The organism is Mycobacterium sp. NGS61 (genome assembly GCF_059812325.1).
The window spans coordinates 213,691-236,763 of record NZ_JCALCL010000008.1 but is presented as its reverse complement, the minus strand read 5'-3'; the positions used below and the strand labels follow the sequence as shown (position 1 = coordinate 236,763).

Sequence of the window (23,073 nt, the reverse complement as noted above, 5' to 3'; positions counted from 1 at the left end):
CCGACCTGTTCACCATATCGTTTGGTATCGCAGCGGCTTTGGCGACCTTTCTTATCGGCGTACCGTCCGGTGTGATCGGAGTGATTGGCCTGCCGGTGTCCATCATCGGCGCCGAGACTGGTATTCACACCGACGAGATCATTAGCGGATGGGCGGGCGAGGAGCCGTTTCCGGGCACTGAACCGGCCCCGGTGAAGCCGTTCCCGGCGCCGCTACTCAACTTGCCGGAGGGCACGGTGCCGGCGCCGAGCATCGAGGCTGGTCTGGGCGAGGCCAGCTCCGTCGGCGCCTTATCCGTGCCACCGAGCTGGACCGTTGCCACCCCCGCGGTGCGCCCCATCGCCTACACGCTGCCGGCGCTGCCGGGGGCCGCGGTCAGCGCCACTGCGGTCCCAGCCGCAGAAGCCGGCCTCGGCAGCACGCTCAGTAACATGGCGCTGGCGGGGATGGCCGGGCGGGCCATGGCCGGAGTGGTGGGCACCGGCGCCAAAAAGGCGGTGCGGGGTGCACGTGCGGCGGCGCGGGCCGGTGCCGGGGCGGTCAGCGCCGACAGCGCGGCCACCGGCGACAAAGATAAGGCGCCGCAGGAGAATTCACGCGCGGTGGTGACCGGCGTGGCCGCGGAACTCCGCGAATTCACCAAGCTCCGCGACGACGGGATTTTGACCGACGAGGAATACACCGAGCAGAAGAACCGTCTGCTTGGTCGGTGAAACGCCCACGCCGTTTGTCGGACACGTTGTCTTCTGAAAGAGGTTGCTTAGTCATGGATTTCGGGATCTATCCGCCGGAGATCAACTCCGGTCGGATGTATACCGGTCCGGGACCGGGGCCGATGCTGGCCGCCGCGCAGGCCTGGGGCATCTTGGCCGACGAGCTGTATACGGCGGCCAGCGGATATCAGTCGGTGGTGTCCGAACTTGCCGAGGGGACTTGGTCGGGTCCGTCGTCCGCGGCGATGCAAACAGCGGCCGGGTCTTATGTGGAATGGCTGAGCGCCACCGCTGCGCGGGCGGAGCAGTCGGCCGTCCAAGCACGAACGGCAACCGCGGCCTACGAGGCGGCGTTCGCCTCGACGGTGCCCCCACCAGAGATCGCCGCCAACCGCAGCTTGCTGGCGGTGCTGGTGGCGACAAATTTCTTGGGACAGAACACACCGGCGATCGCGGCCACCGAGGCGATTTACGCCCAGATGTGGGCGCAAGACGCCCTGGCCATGTACACCTACGCGAGTTCGTCGGCAGCCGCGGTCGTGCTGACTCCCTTTACCTCCCCGCACCCCAACACCGACCCGGGTGCCACGGCTAGCCAAGCCGCCGCGGTTAGCCAACTCGGCGGCACCGTCGCCGACAATGAACTTGGTGCCATGTGGGTGGTACCGCAGGCGTTGTCCGCAGCGGCAGCACCGGCCCAGGCCGACACGCTTGGCACGCTGGCGCTTCTAAGCTCGGTCTTTCTCCTCGCACCAGCCGACTTGGCTGACCTTTTCGTGCTCCTACCGACAGATCTGCTGACTGCATTCGGAGATTTTCCTGCCTCCGCATTCAACACTGCTTCGGGTCTTATTGACGATGACACCGTCAGCGGCTGGAACGGTGAAGAAGCCTGGCCGGGTACCGGACCGGCACCGGTGCAGCCGTTTCGGGCGCCGCTTCCGAACCTGCCCCGTGGCGGGATTCCTGCGCCGACGATGTCAGCAACGTTCGGGACGGCGAACATCATCGGGGGATTGGCGGTGCCGCCAACTTGGACCGTCGCCGTACCCGGGGTGCGCGCTGCCGCGTTCACCACGCCGCTGTCGAGCGCGAACGCGGCGGCGGGCCCGGCAGCAGAATTCGGCGCGGCAAACACGTTCAATCAGTTGGGAATTGGGGCAATGGCCGGACAGGCTATGGCTGGACCGCCAGCCACCGCCAACGAGCAGCACAACGCAAGACCGGCGCCGCTCACCGGCCGCGCCATAGCGGCACCGGTCGACTTCGACGCCGCGGCCTATCCCGCGCCGCGGACCGTCATGACCGGCGTTGCAGCCGCGATCCGCGAGATCGCCGCACAGCGCGCCTCTGGACGGCTGAGCGAACAGGAATATACCGAGCAGAAAAAGAGGCTGCTCGAGATCTCGTTCGGGCAGTAGGTCACTCGGCGATCGACAGCGCGATGCCCTCCAGGTTGTCCTGCTTGCTGAGGCCGTATGGTAGGCGGCACAAGACTCAGTCCATCATCTTGGGACACACACGACGCCAGAGCCATGACATTATCTGTGGGCGCGGCACCGGCTGCTACATTTGAAGCACTGTGGTTAGCAAGATGAGTAGACGCCCTTTCGCGCGATCGGCTGTCGCCCTCGCCGCCATATTGTGGCTGATCTGTGGCGGTGCCGGTGAGCTAGAGCGGTCGGTGACCGGCAGCTCCGACGCTGCGCTGCACACCGCGGCTGCCTCGTTCGGCAAAGCCGCAGTCCTTAACGCCGATCACACACGAGTCGACGTGCACTCGTTGTGGGACGGTCCGCAACCGCTGGCGACGGCGATCGCCCCACAATGGGCGACCACATTAGTCGCTATGGAGATCATTGCCGTCGTGGGTGCGGTTGCGACGTTGTTCGTTGACCGTCCCCTTCTTGCGGGGCGCGGACCCCCTGATGGCTTCAGCACTGCTTGCTCTGGTCAGGACCTCCTGACCCGACTTTGTCTCTCGCGTCGCTGATCGGAAAGCGTCAGGTCGTGGCGGTTTACCGCGCGACCGGCGATCGCTGGCCCAGTTGACTGCCGCGGTGGCCTCTTTCAGCACCTAGCGCCTCACCCGTATGACGAACATGCGAGTTGGCGCCCACCGGCACACTCCCACGGCCGTCAATGCCTCAGCGCCCTGCAGCCCGATGAAGGGCTCGTCCCAGTCGCGGGGCGCATACGCCAGAAAGCGACATCATGTCACTGACGACACCAGGACCGTACTGGTCCGCTTCCGTGACTGTTGCGGTCACGTTCGAGACTGTCCCTCGCGGTACGCGGATGTTCGCGGCGCCGATTGCCGCACAGTCAGGGGCCGACCATCGCCATGACGTGGTGAGCGACAACCACCCTCGTGCGGTCGCGCCTGGGCGCCGGCGGTTGCCGTGCGCGGCTCATTGCAGCGCAGGTAGTTACCGCGTGCAAGGCGCTCGGAGGCCGGGGAATGCGCATTGATTTCGGGGTGATGCGGGGCGGGTTTGGAAGCGACCATGCTGCCTGTGAAGTCCGACCGGGAATATCCGCACGCGCCGCAGGCGTGCTAGGCCAGCGCGCCATCGGTCCGGCCGCCCGGATTGGTGAGCGGTCGGTGCCCCCAATCTGGTGCAGGACGGCTCCGATACCCCTCACGGTGATCGCGGCGTGGCCAAGACCGGCTCCCCGCGGCGCCACACCACCAAGCAGACACGCACGACCGGACGGTCGACCATGCTGAGGATCTCACCCCCACGATATGCAGTGCCTGGACTACCCGCGGCGCACTGGCCCCACGCAACGCCCGGTCAACACCCCGATGATTGGTATCAGCAACAGCTGGCGCGTCGCACCGCGCCGAAGGAGGTGACGTTGAGAATGATTAATGACCGGCACACGTTCAGAAAAATACGTCGCGACGGCGGGCCGTTATGTCGCGCTTGGGTCGGATATCGCGTCAGGCCGGAGTGCGCGTCATGACTACCCGCAACTCATCCGGCGATCCCACGCCGGTGGTTGATGACTCCGGTTGTGCCACCGAGTGTTCCGGAAAGCCGACGACTACGACGCGAGACGTCGGATGGCATCGAGCGGCGCGGTGGGCGCGCGGGCTGGCAGTGGTGAGCCTGACTTTCGTGCTTGTGCAAGGCGGCATCGGCGTGTGGCAAGGGTTGTCGGCCGATTCGATTGCACTGACCGGGTGGGCCTTGGGAAGCGCCCCGGAGGCCCTTGGCAGCATCATCGTGATTTGGCGATTCAGCGGCTGGCGCACATTATCTGAGATCGCCGAACGGCGCGCCCAACGCGGTGTGGCGGTGTCCTTCTGGCTCACGGCCCCCTATATTGCGACCGAATCGATACACCACTTCATCGACGGGCATGAAGCCCGCCCCGAGGTGATCGGCATCATCCTGACCGCGGTGGCACTAGTGCAGATGCCGATTCTGGGCCGCGCACAACACGCACTCGGTAAGCGATTAGGCTCGGCTGCCACCGTTGGCAAAGGGACGCAGAATTACTTGTGCGCTGCCGAGGCGGCCGCGGTCCTCATCGGACTGGCCGTCACCGCCACATGGCCCCCCGGATGGTGGCTTGACCCCGCGATCGGGCTGGGCATCGCCGCGGCGGCCACCTGGCAAGGCATCCGGTCCTGGCGCGGTCAGGACTGCGGGTGCTAGCGCCCCAAAAGCAGATCATCGACCGGATGGGCCGCGCTGTGACGTGGACAGTATTGCGTCGACAACGAACGTCGAGCCCTTCGAAGTCGTCACCGGCACACATCGCTAGGCGGCGCCTAATCGCGGCATCGCCGCGGCCAGGCCGGCCAGGCATGGACAAAGCCGGCAACCGACGGGTCGGCGAGCCCAGCTTTGTCCCGACCAGGTGGACGCGGTGCCCGCGTCGAGCTGCCGATCAGCCCAAGTTGGTCGCCACAAATAGATCCACTCGGATCGCCCGGCCGCCACAAATCATGGTCCCCGACACGGCGCGTCGCGGCGCCCGTGTGCCACCGTTGACCGATTTAAGCCCTTGCCGGGAAGGCTCGCGAAGCCCTATCGGTAGCCATTCGGCACCGTCAGCGCGCTGTTCGCCGCGAAAGATACCCGTAACCCGTCCCAGCGGCGCATCAGTGGCTTCCACGTGCCGGATCAAGTCATTAATTGCGCGGAGAGGGGCGCTTTCGAATGAACGATGAGGGGTCGAGTCAACACGGGGATGTGATGATTTGCGCACGGTGCGCTCCGGATATTCGGCCACGTAGGCGCATCGGACAAAAAGCTGCCCAGTGCACCCACTGCGGAACGCCGGTTGGCGCGGGCAGCCAAAGAGCTGCCCTGGTTCCCGTCAGCGACACATCGGGCACCGTGGCGCGACAGCAGAGTCCGAGCCCACAGTGCGCGAAGGGCCGCATCTGCACACGAGAAGCGCGGCTGTCCTGGCTTCTTGCCGCGTTAGCGGGGCTGATCGGAGCGGCCGCATTCACTCATTCCGCCGGCTACTTCGTCACCTTCATGACCGGAAACAGCGAACGCGCCATCCTGGGATTTTTTCGCCACGAAGCGTGGCTGTCGATCGCTGCAGGCCTGCTGTTGTTGTCCTTTGTCGCAGGCGTAGTCACCGCATCGTTGTGTCGACGCCACCTGTGGCAAGGTGGTCACCCTCATGGCCCGACGGTGCTGACCGCCCTGTCGGTTCTGGTGGCGGCCATCGTCGACGTCGGCGTGGATGGGTGGTCGACCAATCAGGTTTCGTTTGTGCCGGTGCTGTTTGCGGCCTTTGGTATCGGCGCACTAAACACCTCGTTCGTTAAGAACGGTGAAGTATCCATCCCGTTGAGCTATGTGACAGGGACACTGGTCAAACTCGGTCAAGGCATCGAGCGCCACATCAGCGGCGGCCGGGCCGGTGAGTGGCTCGGATATTTCTGGTTGTGGTTTAGCTTCGTCAGTGGGGCGACCGCGGGCGGGTGCATCAGTCTGGTCGTTAGCGGATCCCAGATGTTAGCTGTTGCGGCATTCGCGAGCGCAGTAACCAGTGGGTACACACATTTTCATGCCGACCGCCGGGTCCGGCGAACCTAGCTGGGCGCACGGTGTCTCACTTCCGCATTTTTGCGTCCCACGACCGTTCTGACAGCACACGCCGTCCAACGGCGATCGTCGGCTGCTCTTTTGAGGCGAAAGACGTTGGCGCGCTAATTGATGCGATCGGTGATGATCTGCAGAACGTCAGTGGCGATCCGCTCTACTGGCTCAATGCCCACCACGCCCACCGATACCAGTGCCGATTTCTTGACACGGTAATAATGGCTCCAACGCGGGGCGGTGATCCTTAACGTCGAAGAATCTGGGTGGTCAATGGTGAATTGATACTGGGGATCTTGCAGGGCGACGCAGGATGTCAGCAAGGACTCTAGCTGATCGAGAGCTTGGTGCGCCGCGTGCCAGTCTGGATAGATAGCAACAGCTTGGCTCACCGAAGAAACCAGCGCCATACCGCCGGGATCTATGTCGTCGGTAACGCCGCTATATCCCACGCTACGAAACTCTGACCAACCAGCGGCAAAGGTAAGATCGCTAATACCTGCGGCCCGGCAGGTACCCGGGGCGTTCTGATTTCCCGCCGGCGGATTATGCGCGTCGGCGTAGGAACGGACAGTGAGCTCCTCGTAGTTGGCGATGTGACGCACTTCTTCGACGCCGACCAGTAACGCATCGACGACAGATGCGGTGTTGGCCGGGCTAGCTGCTTTATTGGTGACCAAGCACACGGCAACGGAAACGAGCACGCAGCACAACAGGAGACCGGCACCCCGCACTGCCATTCGATGCTTCCACCGACTGGGCTGCGAACACAGAGGCAAGTGTGGAATGTCAAACCTCGTCATCACTAAATCTTCTGCTGCAACAGCGCGGCCCCGGCCGGTCACGCAAAAAGGCTCGAAATATATACGGGAGCGAAGCTCTTGCCGACGGCACATTGACTATCCTACCCTGCAAGCATCAATTTCTGTGTTGACTTCAGAAATAGGTATATCTACATCCCGCGTCCGGGTTGCCGACTTGGGTATCCCGACAACCTAGTATTTAACTATTGTCAACAAAACTCTGCTGGTTCTTTCTCGACCCGCTGCTAGATGTCGACAAGTGATCGCGTCCGTGCCCGACATTAGGACAACCCAATTCCAGGGACAAAGCGCCCCACTGCAGCCGTGTAGTCGCGGTACTGCTGACCATGCACCGTTCGCAGATAAGGCTCTTCGACACCGCGGACCTGCAATTCAATCGCCACAAACAGGAGTACGAGACCGGCAAACGCCAACGGATTCGGGGCCAAAAGCACTATTCCTGCAGCAAAGGCAAGCATCGCGGAAAAGATGGGATTGCGCACTGCGGCGAACGCACCGTCGTGCACTAAGCTCGTTGTCTCCTCCGGATCCACCCCGATCCTCCACGACTCACCCATATCGTTCTGGGCATAGACGGTCGCACCGATGCCGCCGCCAGCAAGCACAATGCCAACTACCTGGATCCAACTCGCCTGCAACGCTGCGAGCGGGCATAGTATGCCAGCCAATTGCAGTAGCGGGGCTGCGACACCGATGATGATCGCCGCAACGAACCCGGCGCCGGCGATCCACGCCAACGAGCCGAACCGCCCTTGGACACCGCGAAAGCCGGTCGAGCCTGTCCTCTGCCGCTGCCGCCAACTGCGCCACCCGAACCCCACTACTCCGAACACGGCATAAAGCAGCACCGCCAGCAGGGCCGTCCACGATTGACTCGCCATCATCTCATTCTATCAGTATATGCTTATTTAAGCATGTGTGGCTGGGTCGTGACCATCGGCCCGCTGAACACCCGTCGCGCAGGCACGATGGGCGATCAACCGCCGCCAATGGGGGATAAGCGCGCCTCGCTCCGGTACTGTCTGCCCGCTTGCCTCACAGGTCGTTGGTTTGTAGGTTCAGCGTCGAAAAGGACGTGTGTGCCCCCTCCCGGCGAATCAGCTTGCTCATTACCTACTCACGACGTCGGCGCTGTGATGGGCAATCGCTACGCGCCGCGCGCCGCAGGGGAGTGCGAGTGTATGTGTTGTGCTGGATCAGACATCGTCGCGTCGGCCAATCGAACCGGTCCTGCCGCTTCCTGCCGGGATTCGATGTGACGGGACGAAGCAACGCGACTCGGCGACTGAGCGCCCAGCAAATTTTGTCCGGCGCCCACCAGATTGTTCCGGTAGTGGAGCGCCGCCCTGTACCCAGCCATAGTGACTTCAATCCCGTTTTGGGATCGCTAAATCGTTTTATTCGGACGACACGCGACAATTCTGCTTACGCAAAATCATTCACGCTCACTCATTCCCGCACACCGGCGGACGCATACGGCTTAGAAACGCGCCATCGCGAAGGCCTTGATCTAACTACCCGCGCCACCAAGGCGCCTAACTGATGATTCGTCGTCGTCCGAGAGTCAACAGATCCCGAAGTGCGGCCAAGTTGCAGATTCTGGAAACCCGTGCCGTGCGGTAGCCGATAGATCAACCAGCAATCAAATATGCCTGGCACCCAGGGACAGCGTCTGTAGTATGAGGGCAATGACAAAGCCGAGGGATGCATAAATGGTTACGAAAATCATTGTCGGTTTTGTAGCGGTATTCGCCGCCATTTTCGGGTGTGCACCGACGACCGGCGACGAGCCACCATCGTTTGGGGTTCTCAGCTGTCAATGTGCAATCCGAGCCGACATGCGCGTAGCGCCCGTGCACGGCAGCGAGGTGGAACTCGGACTCCTGGACGGTCTTGCGTTCGCACCAGCCAGGCCTTCGGGCCGACATCTACACTCCCAGTGAGCACCTCGGATTGGCCCGCACCAAGCTATCCAGACCCGGCGGAAATGGAAAGTTCCGTGCCTCACAACTGCAGCAGACGCTTTTGCGAAACGACTCGGAAACGCAAAGCGAAAAAGGGTGTGCACAAGTCCCCGTTCCGAACTCGATGTTGCTCACCCAGCGTCGCATCCGGCTGGCCGCCGGTCACCAGGTCACGAAAAGTGTTGGGCTGCAGAGACCGCATCGAAAATCTGTGCTGGTCTCAGCGTTGGGACCGTATCGGCAGGGGTGCGAGTGCGGAAAGGACCATCCGCATCGGGTCAAAAGGTCTCCAGTGACACCGATCGGACCGGATCATCTGCCGAGGCGGGACCAGCAACCCTGGGAGGGCCGGTCGCGTGTGCTGACGGTTTGGCTCGGCTCGGCGCGGTACACCTTCAACTGCGGGGAAGTCAGTGTGGGCCGCCACCACGACTGCGACATCTGGCTGCGCGACGCTGACCCAGTAGTCCGCCAATGGGTCTCGCGCCGACATGCGCTTTTGCAACTCGATGGCCCGCAGTGGAAAGTCGTAGACCTCAGCCGGTACGGCATATTTGTCGACGGCGTTCGCGTCAGCCTATTCGTCATTCGCGATCGCCAGACCATCACGCTTGGTGGTCCATATGGACCCCAATTGACCTTCGGTATCGGTACCGACGGCGCTGCTTCGATACCCTGTAGTTTGCCAACGCTCAAACGGATACCTGCCTCACTTTCCATTCACACCTCGGCTGACGCCGCCAGCACGACGCCACTAACCCGGCCGCAACATCATCCGCGGCTTGCAGAGGTCGGCGGGGTCGGTGACACGGTAGGCATGCCGACGTCAATTGCCCCGGTGGTGCGGGGGACTGTTGGTCGGGCTGTGACCAATGAGCTCGTCATCGACGATGCCTACGTATCACGCGCACACGCCATGTTAATTCGGACAGGCACGGGTCTTGAAATCCGCGACCTGAACAGCGCCAACGGGACTTGTGTCAATGGTGTGTCGATCACCCGGGCCCGGTTGCGCGAAGGTGACAACGTCACGATCGGCAACACCCACTTAGTGGTGTCAGGAAACCACCTGGTACCGTGGCGGCGCCCGATCCGATGATCGTGCTGACACCGGTTGAGCGCGCAACGCGGCGTTGGGCGCGGACACAGCTCCTTGAACCGGCGGGTCGCTGATGTGAACAAACCCCGCTTTGCGCTGATGAGTGCGGTTGTGCTGGTTAGGGCGGTGCTCAACGACCTGTTCAGGCGGTCGTCGAACATAGCCCTCTCTATCGCCGTCCTCGCGGAAAAGGAAGCATTGGTGGCTGGGTGGGAAATCTCAATTGCACGCCGCCACCGGCTGCTAGAAGGCAACAGCGTCGAGGCAGGCGTGCGCGAACAACGATCAGCAAGAAAGAAGTCCGTGATGGCAACCGCAGCGGGCACAGCACCCTACCTATATCGACGCGGGAGGGCGACCGTCATAGCCTCAACACTCGGCGATACCCGCTGGCGCCACCTCCAACGCGCGCATGCTCGCCCAGCGATACCCGGGGCAGCACATCGCAATCACCTCGTCATGCTCGCGTTGGCGGTGCGTCAAAGCAGCCGCTCCGAAACGCTCGGTTAGATCGTGCGTGAGCTGCCGTGGACGCGGTTCTGTGACCAGCGTTGTCCCCAGCGCAACACCTGGCACACGGCAGGTTGGCCGATGAGGCCCGCGCTCGTCTCTGTCGACCTGGCCAGGGCCCTAAAGATCGGCCACCCGAACGCCCCGTTGTCGTGCAGTTGGTGACGTGTAGTGAGATCACTCAGGGTAACCGCTGAACGGTTTGGGAGGTGGGCCGCGGTGACCCAACCTAAGCGAGGTAGGTGGCGCATCGCTGTGCAGGTGATCGCCGTGGCGGTGTTGATCGACGTCACCGTGTCACCGGCCATCTGCCCTGCGCAGCAACGACCGGTCACGCCAGCGCCTGGAGTTGCACCGGCCGCGAGCGCGCCGCGAGGGCCGGCTACATTGACCGTCAATCCTGCACCCGGCAGCCGCAATGTCGATCCTTCGACTCCGATTGTGGTCACGGCCAGCACAGGCGTGCTGGTCGCGGTGCAGATGGTCAACGAGACCGGCAAGGTCATCGATGGTGTCCTGACACCGGATCAAAAGGTGTGGAAGCCCGCCGTGCCTCTGGGGTACGGCCGCACCTACACGCTGACAACCACCGGTCGCGGCACCGATACGACTACAACGACTTGGACTACAACCTTTTCGACCGTGATGCCCGCTAGACAGACCGCGGTGCGGCTCACCACCACCGCAGACACCTCTCTTCGTGACGGCGGCATCTACGGTGTGGGCACGGTGGTGGTGGCCCGCTTCGATCAAGCCATTCCCGATCGCGCCGCCGCCCAAAGGTCCCTGCGAATCAGCACAAACCCGCCCCTCGAGGGGGCATGGAACTGGGTGGACGATCAGACCGCGCACTGGCGCCCGCAGCACTACTACCCCCCAGGGACCAATATCACCGTGACCACCAGTCTGTACGGCACAGCGCTCGGCGAGGGACTCTATGGCCAAGAAGACGCCCAGGTCAGCTTTCGCATCGGCGACGCCCACATCGCCATCGCCGATGACGCCACCAAACAGGTGACCGTCTATAACAACGGGGAACTCGTACGCACCATGCCGACCTCCATGGGCATGGGTGGCAGCCAAACCATCGGCGGTCGCACCTTCAGCTTCTGGACCCAGCCCGGTGTCTACACCGTCATGGACAAAGCCAACCCCGTCATCATGGACTCATCCACCTACGGGTTGCCGATCAACTCCAGGCTCGGCTACCGCGAGACCATTTCTTATGCCACGCGCATCAGTCCCGACGGCATCTACCTACACCAGCTCGATGCAACGGTCTGGGCGCAGGGCAACACCAACGTCTCCCACGGCTGTCTGAACCTCAACGCCGCCAACGCCCGCTGGTTCTACCAATTCTCCCAGCCCGGCGACATCGTCGAAGTCCGCAACACCGGAGGCGCGCCCTTAACCATCGACCAAAACGGCGACTGGAGTGTGCCCTGGGACCTGTGGCTGGCCGGCAGCGCGCAGAGGTAACTTGAATCAAGCGGCCGATCCTATCGGGCATCAACCTTACTAGACGCATAGAGCATGTGCGGGCTGGCCAGAGCTCAACGAGTAACCGGCCGCGTCGATCATCACAGACGCAGAGCCCAGCGTCGACCGCGGAAGTGCAGGACAGTGCGGCTAGCGGGGTGGATGTCAATGCGCCAGAATGATTCTGGCGGAAGACCGAGTGCTGCAAGAATCGCCGCTCGGATCACTGCGGGATGGGTCACGGCCACCGTCGATTGGGTGGCGTCGGTCAAAGATGTTAACCAGCCCGAGACCCGCTCGATCAGCTCATAGATCGATTCGCCGCCGTGTGAAGTCACTGCCGGGTCAGTGAGCCAGGATTGCAAATCGTTATCGTTGAGGCCGCGTAAGGACTTGCCACGCCAGGCTGGGCAATTCAAGTCGCTTAAGCAAGGTTCTATGGTTGCCGCCGTCAGGCCGGACAACGTCGCAGTCTGGCGAGTGCGTTGCTCAGGTGCGGTGAATTGGCGATTTTGGCCGCTGACATCGAAGGTCGTGCAAGCTGCGTCGACCTGCGCCCGGCCGATGTCGTTGAGCGGTTCGTCATCGGGAAAGCGGCGCGCTGCCATCGCGTCGGTCATTCCGTGCGACACCAGCACCAGTCGCAAGACACCGGTCACTTCGCGGTAGAGACCCGTTCGCGCTGCGTTCGCGGGGCCAGTACCCGCCCTGCGAGCATCGAGAAGACCAGGCCAATTGTCACCCACATCACTAGTTGGGTACCCAACGAGGCCAGCCTGAACTGATAAAGGACATCGGCGGGAAACCCGGGAAAGATGATCGTACCGGCAGCATCACGCATCGGCCCGGGCGTCTCGGTCTCGTCCGGCAGGATCAGCATCGTGGCTACGATTGCCGCCGTGTAAGCACTGGCCGCGAGCAGAGTGGCGTTGGACGCGCCTTGCCGTCTGCACAGACGCCGGCCAAGCCACACCGCCAGGCCGGCAAAAAGCACCGAAGATAAAAGCATCCCCAAGTAGCACAGGGTCCGCGTTGCGATGGTGTCAGCCTGACCCACGGCGGGGGGATTCGGCGGATACTTCACAAACGGCACCAAGTACACCGCGACGAAACCTGCGGCAGTCAGGCGAATCGAAAGAGGCCGCGGCGCAGCGCTTTTCCAGCGACCGTAGGTAACGCAGAACAGCACGGCCAACAACGCGCCAATCGCGGTGCCGAAAATCAGGAGCCCGAATCCTAATCCCGCGTTGCCCTGTACGCCGCGGGAAAACAACTCCCCCCCGTGCTGATGGACGCCATAAGCATGCGCAGCCTCAGTGCGGCCATCTTCAAATTCAATCGCGCGGCCGATGGCGGGTTCGGCGAACAGACGGGCGAAGACATACGCGATAGCGGCACCCACCACCCCCGCAAGGACGCCACGCGCAATCAAACGCTTCTCCATGACTCGGCTTAGTGGCAGGGAAACCCGAGCAAATGCCGAGCGTCATGGAAGAATTCGTGCAGGTGAGTGTCGCTGCCAAACAATGATACTGCGCCTTGGTCGATGCCGATGAAGTAGATCGCCACCATCGCCAGCGCCGCCGTCGCCGCCATCCACAGCGGCGCCTTTGCCGCCGTCAGATCAATAGGTTCGGCTGGGATCGATGAAGAGTTCGCCACAATTGCCTCCTGCTGGGATTACGCGTCCCCTTTGGTGTTGCCGAGGTAGCTCACGGGCGCCAAGTCTGACCGTAGACGGTGACGCGACCGTTCCGGAGTTTCGCTAGCTTTCGAAAGCTCGTCGACTTGGCAGTCTAGACGGCTCAACAGCAATCCTTCTAGCCCACCACCCCAGGGCGAGCCAACTCAGATGCTTCTGTTTGTGCCACAGACCGAGATAGGCCACCCTTCAAAATCAGTCGGTGTCTTGAATTAATTCCTGAAACAGCGGACATTCGACTGCATGCCACTCGCGGACGACAATTTCATTGTTTACGGGGTCGCGAGCCACTTCTGCTCGCCAAGGTAGGCAATCCGGGCAAGCCACCACTTCGCATGCATCACCATCGTCGTTGAAAGCCCGTAGATCAACGCTTCCGATCGGCGCGCTAAAACTGACATCAGGCCGTGGCGGCCGAGCGGATTGTTGGCGGTCGCTCAACCTCTGCGAGCTCGGTTGGGGGTTCCGTGCGAGATTTCCGGCAGGATCCCCGGTTGTCATCCGACGGTGCAGTCGCTGTTCAAGACAGCCGGTGCAGAGCCGGCCGTCGTTATCGCCTGCGGCGGTCCGCACTTCGTCTTCTACCCGGCGCGCTTCATCCCCGTCAAGCCCGCAATCGGCACAACAGATTTTCCGCAGTTCCATCGACCACTCAAGGGAGACCGTCTCACCTCTCGAGGTGATGAAGTCACGCCATCCGTGGCCGCCGCGAATAGCGACCACGGTCAACGTCTGCTTGCGGCAGTAGGCAGCGATGGTGTCCTCGATAGCCCTCTCGACCTCCGCCAGGCTGTCAACGGTGTTCACGAGGCCGCCACCGCTGTTGATTAACCACACCACCCGGTTACCGGGGGATGGCCGATACTCGAACTCCGTCATCGTCCTTCGCCCCTAGCTGTTGCGCACCGAAGAACTGTTGCGCACACGGTGTTCCCGCCGCCGCGGCCCCACATGCCGCGCGGAAACCTTGCCAGTCGTGTGCCGGGATCGTAGCCTTCGCGAACAGCTGGACCTTTCGCCCCGCCGAATTGCAGTAGCGCAATCCCTCACCGTTGCCTCACACCACAGGTTTCTCGTATGCCAAGCCGCCGCCATTCGACAGGCTGGATTCAGTTTAGTCATCAGTGCCGAGGTTCAATGCCAACGCAGCACAGGTGCGCTGCCCGGGGCAAACGCGGTGACCCGCGTCTACGCAGATGCCGCCCCAACAATTGCGGTGTTCCATACAACACGAACACCTATTGCCCAACTGTCCTCTCATCGAGACTGATGATGAACTACCCGTGTTGTTCCTAGTCGGTCGCGAAAACCGGGGTGGGCTGGCTCGCGGGGTGTCAGGTGCCGGTGAGGACGTCCTCGTACTCGGTTGAACACGGGGCCCGTCACCAGACACCGTTGCAGATACGTCGCCTTCCGCCAGTTCTTCGCATCGAAGCAACAGCGGGTGACTGCGCGCGCAACACCACGTAGCACCGCGCTTAATCAGCGCTTCCTGGCAAGCGCCGATGACGGCGACTCACTTAGTCGGGAGCGTTCTGGTCCAGTGCCCCATCGGGCGTCGATGACGCCGTCGCGTAGGCCGCTTCGCGGGTAATCACACACATTGACACTGATTTCCTAGACGCTGAGAACGCCGCACGCACCGTTTTGGGCGAACACGCTACCGCCACCCCGAAACCCAACGACGGCACGGTGAAGATGATCCGCCAAAATCAAAATCGCCAAAGACGTTGCCGTCAAAGCCCGTACGGCAGCAAAGGTGCCGCTGAAGACAATCATCGTCAATGCGCCCTGGCCCAGCTACGCGAACAACTACAGCCCCTGACGAAAATGGTGCTGATACGCCGCTGCGGCGGGTTGCGGCCCGGCCAAATCACCACCGTCGATCGCTACCAAACACACCTTGCGTTCGATCGCCCGCCGCTGGCTGCTACTCAACGACGAAATCGGCGAACACGAACGACTGCTGAGGGCAGACACCGCACAGTTGGCCCAGGCGGCCTCGGTGCTGAATCGGTGAGAGTTGTCGCCGGCGACAACGAGCATCTGGGCAGCGGTGTCGTCGCCGATCCCCATTACAGCGATGAGTTGGGGTGCCCCGGCATCGACCGGCAAAACCGTCCGCTATCGGCTCAATTGGGTGGTCACCGCCAAGCCAACGCCGCCCTCTACCGCGCTGTCGTTGTCCGCATGCAACACCATGAACCGACCAAAGCCTACGTGGCCCGCCGCACTGCCGAAGGCAAGACCCAAGCCGAGATCATCCGCTGCCTAAAACGCTTCCTCACCCGAGAAATCTGGGCACTCACGCGCCCACTGCGCACCGTTCCCGAAGCCCACCAACTGGCCGCTTGACGACTATAGGAGCATCAACGCCCCCGCCGAGGCAGGCAATGCCCCATAGACCTAACCCATTGAGCCGCGCACACGTCGCGCCTGCCGGGTCTGCTCGCCCGATACTTCGGCTGACCTAAATGACGAAACTAGTTCACACAATATGGACGGCTGTGCCGAAAACCGGTTAGATTCGACGCATCATGTTCACCGGCGGACTGAAGCAGTCGTCGTCGCGATCCGCAGTCGTTATTGCAGCAATACTGTGGTTACTGGCGGGGCCCGCGGCGGAGTTTGAGCACACCGCACCGCCGAGACGCGACACCGCCCATTCCACGCTGACCTCCTTCACCGGTGCGGTCGCCGTCAACGGTGATCCCACGCATCTGAACCAGTTCCCATCGCCGAAATGTCCGAAGGCGTTCGACACAACAATCTTGCCTCGCCTGGTGCCGGGCCTGATCGCGCTGTGGACGGTTGCCCTCACAGCCGTCATCGCGCGATGGGATGTCGGGGGCATGCCGCAGTCCGGACGCAGCCCGCCATCAATGTGCGGCATCGCCATCACGGGTCGAGATCTGTTGAGCAGGTTGTGCATCGCACGTCGCTGACCGGTCGGCGTCATCATCAGGCGCTGCGCAGCTATGGCATCGCTGACTGAATCGGCGACCGGGCTGACCCCATTGTTGCGTGGCGGTGCCGGCCTACTTCTCTTTCGGCCTCTGTATACGGCTTGCGCCCAACTGATCTGACGCCATTCCCGAACGGGGCATATTTGCTGTCGATACGGCGCCCGGGGCCTGGCCGCGCAGACATGTTCGTTTGGGGGCTTACCCGACGCCGCTGCGAAAGGACACTCACGTCCGCACCACACTCTTCTTGGAATATGACTGTCAGCACGAGCAGCCGAGCCGCAAGCAGGCGCTAGGCGCTGCCGGCAACCGCACTGCCGTTGTTGGGCGCGTCCTGATCTCTACATTCTTGTCGGCTCGCATCACCACGGAGCCGCCCGCCGCGATCAGGTCCAGGATTCCCGTGCCTGACGGCACGCGAAGCAACGCACTCCGACGGTTGCTTCCGTTCGAATCAGCGCCTGTGTGATCGAGTCGACACGATGGATTTCGGACTGCTACCGCCGGAGATCATTTCAAACAAAATGTTTCGTGGTCCGGGTTCGGAGCCTTTGCGTGCGGCCGCCGCGGCATGGGACGAGCTCGGAAATGCACTGTATGCCGCAGAGATTTCTATCATCTCAGCCATCTCATGTATGGGCAGCGAGGCCTGGCAGGGACCCTCAACCACATCGACGATCAAGGCGGTCAAGTCCTACCTGGAATGGATCGGCCTAGCAGCCTTGGGCGCCCACCACACTGCAGCACAAGCAAGGTCTGCCGCCAAGTCTTACGAAACCGCCTTGATGAAGACGGTGCTGCCGCCGCAGATCAGCGCAAACCGCAGCCAGTTGCGTTGGCTTGCCGCCGCGAACCAACTCGCTCAGTCCGCGCATGTCATCGCCGCTCTCGAGGCAAACTACAACGAAATGTGGGCGCGCAACGCCGGTGCGATGTACGCTTACGCGCGCGATGCGGCAAAGGCGACGCGGCTGAATCCCTTCCCAATGCCAGGTATCGAACCGATCGCTGCAGGATCCGCGGACGCACCTACCGCGACAACGCAAACCCAGCTCACGCCAGATGGACAAACGTATTGCGTGGTCTCAGAAGCGTTAACAACGCTGGCAAAACCAGCAAGCTCACCTCGCACGCCACAAAAACTGCCAACTCCCGTCCAGAATCCCACGAATCCCGGTGGCTGTGGAACACCCTCGCCCATGTCGGCAGTGCTGGATTTGGTTTCCACGCTAACAAACCCTGACAACGATCGCGGGGACACCTCCGGTTGGCCATCGCCGATGTCGGTACAGGCTTGGTACAGCGGTCGCTGCGTGCCCAGGAAGTGCCGTCTGGGAACGACTTCTGGCAGCCAATTACCAGCAACGCGCGGCGGTGTCGGGCCCGCGGCCGCAGTCGGCGAACTCTCGGTGCCGCGAGCTTGGATCGAATACCTGAGACGAGGCTAGTCAGTGAAAATGTTTGCCTCGCGGTAAGATACGTAGTAGGGGAACGGGGAGTACACAGTCGACCCATTCGCGGAAGGGCTGTAGTCAATGTCTTCGCCGCAGCGGAACAGTACCCAGATTTCGACCGTCGTCATCACCACCGAACCGCGCAGGCAAGCTCACGGTTTGGACTGTAGCGGCTCACCGCAGCGCAGCGGGCCGAGAATGTGATGGCTGGGTAGGTGTCGCTCCCGCCGCGAGAGTGCGGGCTGTTCCAAACAGTTCTGGTGTGACTGCCCCTCGCGCTCAGCAGTCAGGCGCTGCCTCACGTTGTCCTGGCGTTGTGGTTACTGCTATGAGGTTAGCGTCCGCCTTCCGCTGCGATGCCGTAATTTGCCCAATTCAAGCAATCTCGGCTGATAAATAGCCCTTTTGCAGCGGCCAAACAGAAAATTCGGTGCCTGTGGCGATCACTTATTGGTAGTCGACCGCGATTACCGGTTATCCGGCCGCTATGACTAAGAGGGATAATTGACCGAAATGCTGTATCGACGATAGCGTTCGCCCTTGATGGTGCTGATCACCGTCGGTAAGTGAAGCCTGTGACCGCAACGCCGCGAATGTCGGAGTATGCCTGCATATCCTCCCGCTTTCGTCCATCTTCTTCGACCTCCTTCGGGCAATGTGTTCGTGGCTCCGCGTTACCGTAACGCCGGGTCCCCACTGCATGCCGGCAGGTCGGAGCCGATCGTCCGCCTGTCGCGGCGATGCACGAATCTCGAAGATCATCGATCATCAGACAGATCCGATGAACTGCGGATTATTCTGGCCAGCGGTCGCGATGCCTGCCCTAGAGCGAGTTGTGTATGGCTTGCATGGTGTCGATCTCGCTTTGCTGATTAGTTACGATCGACTGTGCCAGCGTGATCGCCGGGGTGTATTGACCGAAATGAATCTCGTCTCGAGCCATGGTAATTGCGCCTTGGTGATGCTGAATCATTTGTGTGAGGAAAAGCTTGCTGGCGTCGATGCCTTGCGCATTTTGCAGAGCCTGCATGTCCTGTTCAGAAATCATGCCTTCCATCCCGGGCATGCCGGCGTGGCCCGGCATCCCCGGCATCGTGGTTGTGGGTGTGACGCTAAGGGAAGTTGTCGCAGGCGTTTGCTGCGCCCACTGGCTCAACCAGGACTGCATCTGCTGGATCTCGGAGCCCTGCGCTGCCTTGATTTTATTGGCGAGGTCGATCACGCGAGAATCGATGCCTTGTTTGCCAAGGATGGTGTCGCTCATCTGAATTGCTTGCTGGTGGTGAGTAATCATGCGCTGGGCAAAAGTGACGTCGTTAGCATTGTGCGCTGCAACAGTGCCTTCGGCCGGACTTGACGCTGCGGAAGGCATGCGAAAGGTATTGCTGGGCGCGGAAGGATTGTCTGAGTCGCCGCACGCTACCACCGTTACTAACACCGCGATAGCTGCTGCAACGAGAGTAAATAGCCGTCGCCTCACAGTGACTTCCTTTCGGACTCACGCATTCCGTGTTGAATATGCCGAGGATAGGTACATCAGCGCTGCGCATCCGGTACCCAAAGAGCATGCCGTCAAACCCCACGGACTATGTTGGCTAGCCGGGCAATCGTTGAATGGTAATCTGCCGCGATCACGTCAGCAGGTTAAACCCGTGCAGTCGCAGGCTGCTGCTAACGACAGGGTACCGAAGAAAAAGGCGATCGCAGCACCGCTGAGCATCAGATTTGAGCAGGGTTGGCCGCCGCCGGTGGCGGCGCAGCGATCTTATAGGCGAAGGCCCAGAACGGATTGCGCTCGATGGAGCTAAGGTGCTGCGGGACAGGCGGATTGCGCGCATAACTACGCGGACCAGCATCGAGCCGCTTTCTCGGTGGCAACACCGGTGCCGGTGCCCATGGCGAGAACGACATTGGCCGGGGCAAGGGCGGGCCGCATCATTGATGCCTTAACAACATGCAAAGATTCGCCGTCGATTGCAATCGCCTGGCGGTCTCGACTTTTTTGGGCGGCAGGACGTCGGCGACAACGTTTTCGATGCCGACCTGTCCGGCCACCGCGGCGGCGGCGGACCTGCGTCACCGGTGAGCATGACCGGTTCAATCCCAGCGCGCGCAGCTGTCGACAGCCTCGGCTGACGTCAGGTTTCACCGCGTCGGCCAGGTCCAGCACCACGCGCGGCTGGCCGTCCCAGCTGATTGCTACCGCGGTCTTGGCGCGACACGGCCCGGTGCCTGGCGCTACCACCTCCGGCAGCTGCTCTGATGACTCAGTTTGCAGTCGAGGGCGGCCTACCACCCACAGGATGACGTCTCCGATGCCAGATCTTTGACGGTTAGCGAAATCCGTTGCCGCGGAGATCACTAAGCTTTTCCCCGTACGCCGTTGGCAATAGGTTTGACGACTGGGTGCTTCTCGTGGGTCTTGCCGGTTCCCGGTGGGGCCGAGCAGCACCACGTCGCGGACTTCGCCAGGAACGCACACTGTGCCCAGGTGGGCGACAATGTCTCGGTGCAAGACCGATTGGTGATCGAAGTCAAAGTGCTCCAACAATTAACGGGTTGGGAACCCTCCGAGCGGATGCCGGCGGCGCACCGGAGGCTCGCGGGGCCGCGACCTCCCGGGAGAGCACCGGCAGATAGTCCTCCTGAGTCCAGTGACCGGCGCCACGGGCGGCAACGCCAGCATTTGGGCTCGATGGGAATCGAGGAAGTCGACCGGACTATGATCTAAGGCGAGCACCCGACGGGCGTTAGCGATCGGAAGTTATTGGCCCAGTTGACTGTTGAAGTCCGCCGGCAAAGCGAGCTGAGCCCCGGCCGGAACAAGGTCTCCGGATAGCGGTTGCTCGCTCCACAATCCCCTTGCATTCGGGATCATATGGTTTGAGTTGCATTAACCGCGAACCCAGCCTGCCCATCAACGCCGTGACCGGACCAGTCAACCGACCTCGGCCCGATCCGGCCTCGTTGTCCCCCACAAGTCAGGAGCCGCCGCGGCGAAGCCGCCCGGAAGTAGCTGCCACATCCCGGCCACAAGGTCCATGGTGTGACGCGAGGCCCAGCATTACCAGGGCGACGAACCGGGAGAACGCCGCCATCACTACCACCGGTAGCACCGCCTCCTGGCCGAACCCGACCGCGATCCTGGGTGCCGGGAACCACAGGTCCCACTGAATCGCTCGCCCCGGTAAATACTCGAGGCGGTCAACCGGATCGGCGGGCAGGTACTCCGGCGGATCGCTTGGGACCCGCTCTCGCAAGTACGAACTCGAACCCGCCCGCACCGCCCCACTCGGCAAGCACCGCCGCCGGCATCTGCGGGTAAGACGACAGCAACACCCGAATCGGCGGCACCCCCGAGCTGATTCCCGACGACGTCGAAGCCGAGTGCGCCGAGCACAACCCGGTGCCGATGATCCGCGTGGCCAATGACCGAGGCCAGGATCCAGGCGAAGACGACCGTCAGCATCTATTTGGGCGTTGAATGCCAGCGCCTATAGGCGAGCGGTCGCTGGCATCCAAGATCAGCGCCGAGTCCTCGAAGACGGGCGATCAGCGTTGGCCAATAGGCGCAGTCGTGCAGCCAGGACGTGGGCTACTCGCGCCAAGCTCATCAGCGTTTTCGTCCGGCGGCCCCGTGGGTTGTTCACCGATACCGGATGATGCTCTCCTGATAGTCGCGTAGGGCGCTGATCGCCCGATGCTTGCGGGCGTGTGCAGCTTCGGCCAGGGCCTGACGCTCTGACACGGCATCGGGCGATAGGAAGCTGCCGCTACCGGGTGAGCCAGCCAGGCCCAGTTTGTTCATCCGCTTGGGAACCGGGGCGCCCTGGTATGCCAACGGAGTGGGATGGCCATCCTCGACGGGACCCAGCGGCTGGTGAAGCTCAATATAGGCGCCGTGCGGCAGCCGTTGAATGATGCCAGTTTCGACGCCGTACTGGAGCACCGCGCGGTCACTGCGCTGCAATCCGAGACACCACCGGTAGGTGACGAAGAACACGATCGGCGGCAACACCACCATTCCGATGCGCCCAATCCACGTCGTCGCGTTCAGCGAAAGTTGGAACTTCAGCGCAATGATATCGTTCATGCCGCTCAGGGTGAGCACCATGTAGAACGCGATCGCCATCGCCCCAATGGCGGTGCGCACCGGGGCGTCGCGAGGCCGCTGCAGCAGGTTGCGGTGGGTGTCGTCACCGGTCAGTCGTCTTTCAAGCAACGGCCAGGCGGTCAGCAGCGCGAAAACCACACCCATAATCACTGCGACGGCAAAAGCCGCAGGCACCGTGTAGCCCCAAATGTAGAACTCCCATGCTGGCCACAACCGGGCCAGTCCCTCGGTCCACATTAGGTAAAAGTCCGGTTGCGAACCCGCCGAGACCTGGGCCGGCTTGTAGGGCCCCAGGTTCCAGATCGGATTGATCTGCAAGAGCCCGCCCATCAGTCCGAGGACGGCGACGGTCGCTGCGAAGAATGCGGCGGACTTAATCGCGAACACCGGCATGACGCGAACGCCGACCACGTTCTTCTCGGTGCGACCGGGCCCAGCAAATTGGGTGTGCTTCTGAAACCACACCAACGCCAGGTGCACCCCGATCAACGCCGCCAAGATCGCCGGAAATATCAGTACGTGGATGGTGTACAGGCGCGAGATGATGATGTCGCCAGGGAAGTCGCCGCCGAACAGCGTCCAGTGCAGCCAGCTGCCGATTACCGGCACGCTCATAGTGATCGATGACAGCGCAATCCTCAACCCGGTACCCGAGAGCAGGTCGTCGGGCAGCGAATAGCCGAAGTAGCCCTCGAACATAGCCATGATCAGCAGTAGCGAACCGATCATCCAGTTCGCCTCCCGGGGTTTGCGGAATGCGCCGGTGAAAAAGATGCGCGCCAGGTGCACCATGATCGCCGCGGCGAACATCAGCGCAGCCCAGTGGTGGATCTGGCGCACGAACAGCCCGCCGCGCACCTCGAAGCTGAGGTCCAGCGCGCTTTCGTACGCCCGTGACACCTGCACGCCACGCAACGGCTGGTAGACCCCGTTGTAGCGCACCTCGGCCATGGACGGATCGAAGAACAGCGTCAAGTAGACACCGGTGATCAGCAGCACGATGAAGCTGTATAGGGCGATCTCACCGAGCAGGAACGACCAGTGGGTGGGAAACACCTTGTTCAGCTGGCGTCGCATCGCTGCTGAGGGATGGCAGCGCTCGTCGATAGCTTCCCCTTGGCGGACTACAATTTCGCGAAGTTTCGCGATCACAACTTGACTCGTCCCTTCGGT

General features: G+C 62.1%; 19 protein-coding genes. 10 read left to right on the top strand and 9 right to left on the bottom strand.

What is annotated here, in order from left to right:
* The 5 genes from AC5Y3Z_RS18095 to AC5Y3Z_RS18075 all read left to right on the top strand — a co-directional run.
* Positions 1-713: PPE family protein, SVP subgroup (locus AC5Y3Z_RS18095; RefSeq protein ID WP_500001841.1), on the top strand; the 713-nt coding region annotated here is incomplete at its 5' end.
* Between the two features lie 53 nt (positions 714-766).
* Entirely contained in the window at positions 767-2,134 is a 1,368-nt protein-coding gene (locus AC5Y3Z_RS18090; protein WP_463828106.1) for a PPE domain-containing protein, read from the top strand.
* A 173-nt stretch (positions 2,135-2,307) separates the two neighbouring features.
* The gene (lpqS, locus tag AC5Y3Z_RS18085) at positions 2,308-2,706 is read left to right on the top strand and encodes a putative copper homeostasis (lipo)protein LpqS (protein WP_463828105.1); all 399 of its coding nucleotides are present in this window, start codon (positions 2,308-2,310) and stop codon (positions 2,704-2,706) included.
* Between the two features lie 973 nt (positions 2,707-3,679).
* Entirely contained in the window at positions 3,680-4,381 is a 702-nt protein-coding gene (locus AC5Y3Z_RS18080; protein ID WP_463828104.1) for a cation efflux transmembrane domain-containing protein, read from the top strand.
* A 588-nt stretch (positions 4,382-4,969) separates the two neighbouring features.
* Positions 4,970-5,785, top strand: coding sequence for a YoaK family protein (locus AC5Y3Z_RS18075; RefSeq protein ID WP_463828201.1), 816 nt, complete (start codon positions 4,970-4,972; stop codon positions 5,783-5,785).
* 113 nt (positions 5,786-5,898) lie between these two features.
* Here the strand turns inward: AC5Y3Z_RS18075 and AC5Y3Z_RS18070 are convergent, their stop codons facing one another.
* Positions 5,899-6,528, bottom strand: a complete 630-nt coding sequence (locus AC5Y3Z_RS18070) for a sensor domain-containing protein (RefSeq protein WP_463828103.1) — start codon at positions 6,526-6,528, stop codon at positions 5,899-5,901.
* Between the two features lie 344 nt (positions 6,529-6,872).
* On the bottom strand, positions 6,873-7,493 hold the full coding sequence (locus tag AC5Y3Z_RS18065; RefSeq protein WP_463828102.1) for a methyltransferase family protein: 621 nt from the start codon (positions 7,491-7,493) through the stop codon (positions 6,873-6,875).
* A 1,441-nt stretch (positions 7,494-8,934) separates the two neighbouring features.
* On the opposite strand from AC5Y3Z_RS18065, the gene AC5Y3Z_RS18060 reads away from it, so the two are divergent.
* Both AC5Y3Z_RS18060 and AC5Y3Z_RS18055 read left to right on the top strand, forming a co-directional pair.
* Positions 8,935-9,675: an FHA domain-containing protein gene (locus tag AC5Y3Z_RS18060; RefSeq protein WP_463828101.1), complete on the top strand. Its 741-nt coding sequence runs from the start codon at positions 8,935-8,937 to the stop codon at positions 9,673-9,675.
* 729 nt (positions 9,676-10,404) lie between these two features.
* A complete protein-coding gene (locus AC5Y3Z_RS18055; RefSeq protein WP_463828100.1) occupies positions 10,405-11,664 on the top strand; it encodes a L,D-transpeptidase in 1,260 nt (419 codons plus the stop codon).
* Between the two features lie 101 nt (positions 11,665-11,765).
* Here the strand turns inward: AC5Y3Z_RS18055 and AC5Y3Z_RS18050 are convergent, their stop codons facing one another.
* The 4 genes from AC5Y3Z_RS18050 to AC5Y3Z_RS18035 all read right to left on the bottom strand — a co-directional run bounded on the left by AC5Y3Z_RS18050 (position 11,766) and on the right by AC5Y3Z_RS18035 (position 14,245).
* Positions 11,766-12,323: a histidine phosphatase family protein gene (locus AC5Y3Z_RS18050; RefSeq protein WP_463828099.1), complete on the bottom strand. Its 558-nt coding sequence runs from the start codon at positions 12,321-12,323 to the stop codon at positions 11,766-11,768.
* Positions 12,320-13,108 (bottom strand): CbtA family protein, encoded by a 789-nt coding sequence (locus AC5Y3Z_RS18045; RefSeq protein ID WP_463828098.1) that lies wholly within the window; start codon positions 13,106-13,108, stop codon positions 12,320-12,322. Before AC5Y3Z_RS18045 ends, AC5Y3Z_RS18050 begins: the two co-directional genes overlap by 4 nt.
* Before the next feature lie 8 nt (positions 13,109-13,116).
* Positions 13,117-13,326 carry a CbtB domain-containing protein gene (locus AC5Y3Z_RS18040; protein WP_463828097.1) on the bottom strand — a complete coding sequence of 70 codons (210 nt, stop codon included), beginning with the start codon at positions 13,324-13,326 and terminating at the stop codon, positions 13,117-13,119.
* 235 nt (positions 13,327-13,561) lie between these two features.
* Complete coding sequence (locus tag AC5Y3Z_RS18035; protein WP_463828096.1) at positions 13,562-14,245, bottom strand: hypothetical protein; 684 nt, start codon at positions 14,243-14,245, stop codon at positions 13,562-13,564.
* 813 nt (positions 14,246-15,058) lie between these two features.
* Between AC5Y3Z_RS18035 and AC5Y3Z_RS18030 the strand changes: the two genes are divergently transcribed.
* The 3 genes from AC5Y3Z_RS18030 (at position 15,059) to AC5Y3Z_RS18020 (ending at position 17,780) form a co-directional block, all read left to right on the top strand.
* On the top strand, positions 15,059-15,721 hold the full coding sequence (locus AC5Y3Z_RS18030; protein ID WP_463828095.1) for a hypothetical protein: 663 nt from the start codon (positions 15,059-15,061) through the stop codon (positions 15,719-15,721).
* 182 nt (positions 15,722-15,903) lie between these two features.
* Complete coding sequence (lpqS, locus tag AC5Y3Z_RS18025; RefSeq protein ID WP_463828094.1) at positions 15,904-16,311, top strand: putative copper homeostasis (lipo)protein LpqS; 408 nt, start codon at positions 15,904-15,906, stop codon at positions 16,309-16,311.
* 503 nt (positions 16,312-16,814) lie between these two features.
* Complete coding sequence (locus AC5Y3Z_RS18020) at positions 16,815-17,780, top strand: PPE family protein (protein WP_463828093.1); 966 nt, start codon at positions 16,815-16,817, stop codon at positions 17,778-17,780.
* An 829-nt stretch (positions 17,781-18,609) separates the two neighbouring features.
* Here AC5Y3Z_RS18020 and AC5Y3Z_RS18015 read toward each other — a convergent pair.
* The 3 genes from AC5Y3Z_RS18015 to qcrB all read right to left on the bottom strand — a co-directional run bounded on the left by AC5Y3Z_RS18015 (position 18,610) and on the right by qcrB (position 23,052).
* Entirely contained in the window at positions 18,610-19,266 is a 657-nt protein-coding gene (locus AC5Y3Z_RS18015; protein ID WP_463828092.1) for a DUF305 domain-containing protein, read from the bottom strand.
* A 1,724-nt stretch (positions 19,267-20,990) separates the two neighbouring features.
* On the bottom strand, positions 20,991-21,215 hold the full coding sequence (locus AC5Y3Z_RS18010; protein WP_463828091.1) for a hypothetical protein: 225 nt from the start codon (positions 21,213-21,215) through the stop codon (positions 20,991-20,993).
* Between the two features lie 217 nt (positions 21,216-21,432).
* Positions 21,433-23,052, bottom strand: coding sequence for a cytochrome bc1 complex cytochrome b subunit (gene qcrB / locus AC5Y3Z_RS18005; RefSeq protein ID WP_463828090.1), 1,620 nt, complete (start codon positions 23,050-23,052; stop codon positions 21,433-21,435).
* Between the last annotated feature and the right edge of the window lie 21 nt (positions 23,053-23,073).

Bases quoted from the DNA above. Each gene is read 5' to 3' on its own strand.
- AC5Y3Z_RS18090 (WP_463828106.1), top strand. From the start codon at position 767: ATGGATTTCGGGATCTATCCGCCGGAGATCAACTCCGGTCGGATGTAT.
- lpqS (WP_463828105.1), top strand. From the start codon at position 2,308: ATGAGTAGACGCCCTTTCGCGCGATCGGCTGTCGCCCTCGCCGCCATA.
- AC5Y3Z_RS18080 (WP_463828104.1), top strand. From the start codon at position 3,680: ATGACTACCCGCAACTCATCCGGCGATCCCACGCCGGTGGTTGATGAC.
- AC5Y3Z_RS18070 (WP_463828103.1), bottom strand. From the start codon at position 6,528: ATGGCAGTGCGGGGTGCCGGTCTCCTGTTGTGCTGCGTGCTCGTTTCC.
- AC5Y3Z_RS18065 (WP_463828102.1), bottom strand. From the start codon at position 7,493: ATGGCGAGTCAATCGTGGACGGCCCTGCTGGCGGTGCTGCTTTATGCC.
- AC5Y3Z_RS18045 (WP_463828098.1), bottom strand. From the start codon at position 13,108: ATGGAGAAGCGTTTGATTGCGCGTGGCGTCCTTGCGGGGGTGGTGGGT.
- AC5Y3Z_RS18035 (WP_463828096.1), bottom strand. From the start codon at position 14,245: ATGACGGAGTTCGAGTATCGGCCATCCCCCGGTAACCGGGTGGTGTGG.
- lpqS (WP_463828094.1), top strand. From the start codon at position 15,904: ATGTTCACCGGCGGACTGAAGCAGTCGTCGTCGCGATCCGCAGTCGTT.
- AC5Y3Z_RS18020 (WP_463828093.1), top strand. From the start codon at position 16,815: ATGGATTTCGGACTGCTACCGCCGGAGATCATTTCAAACAAAATGTTT.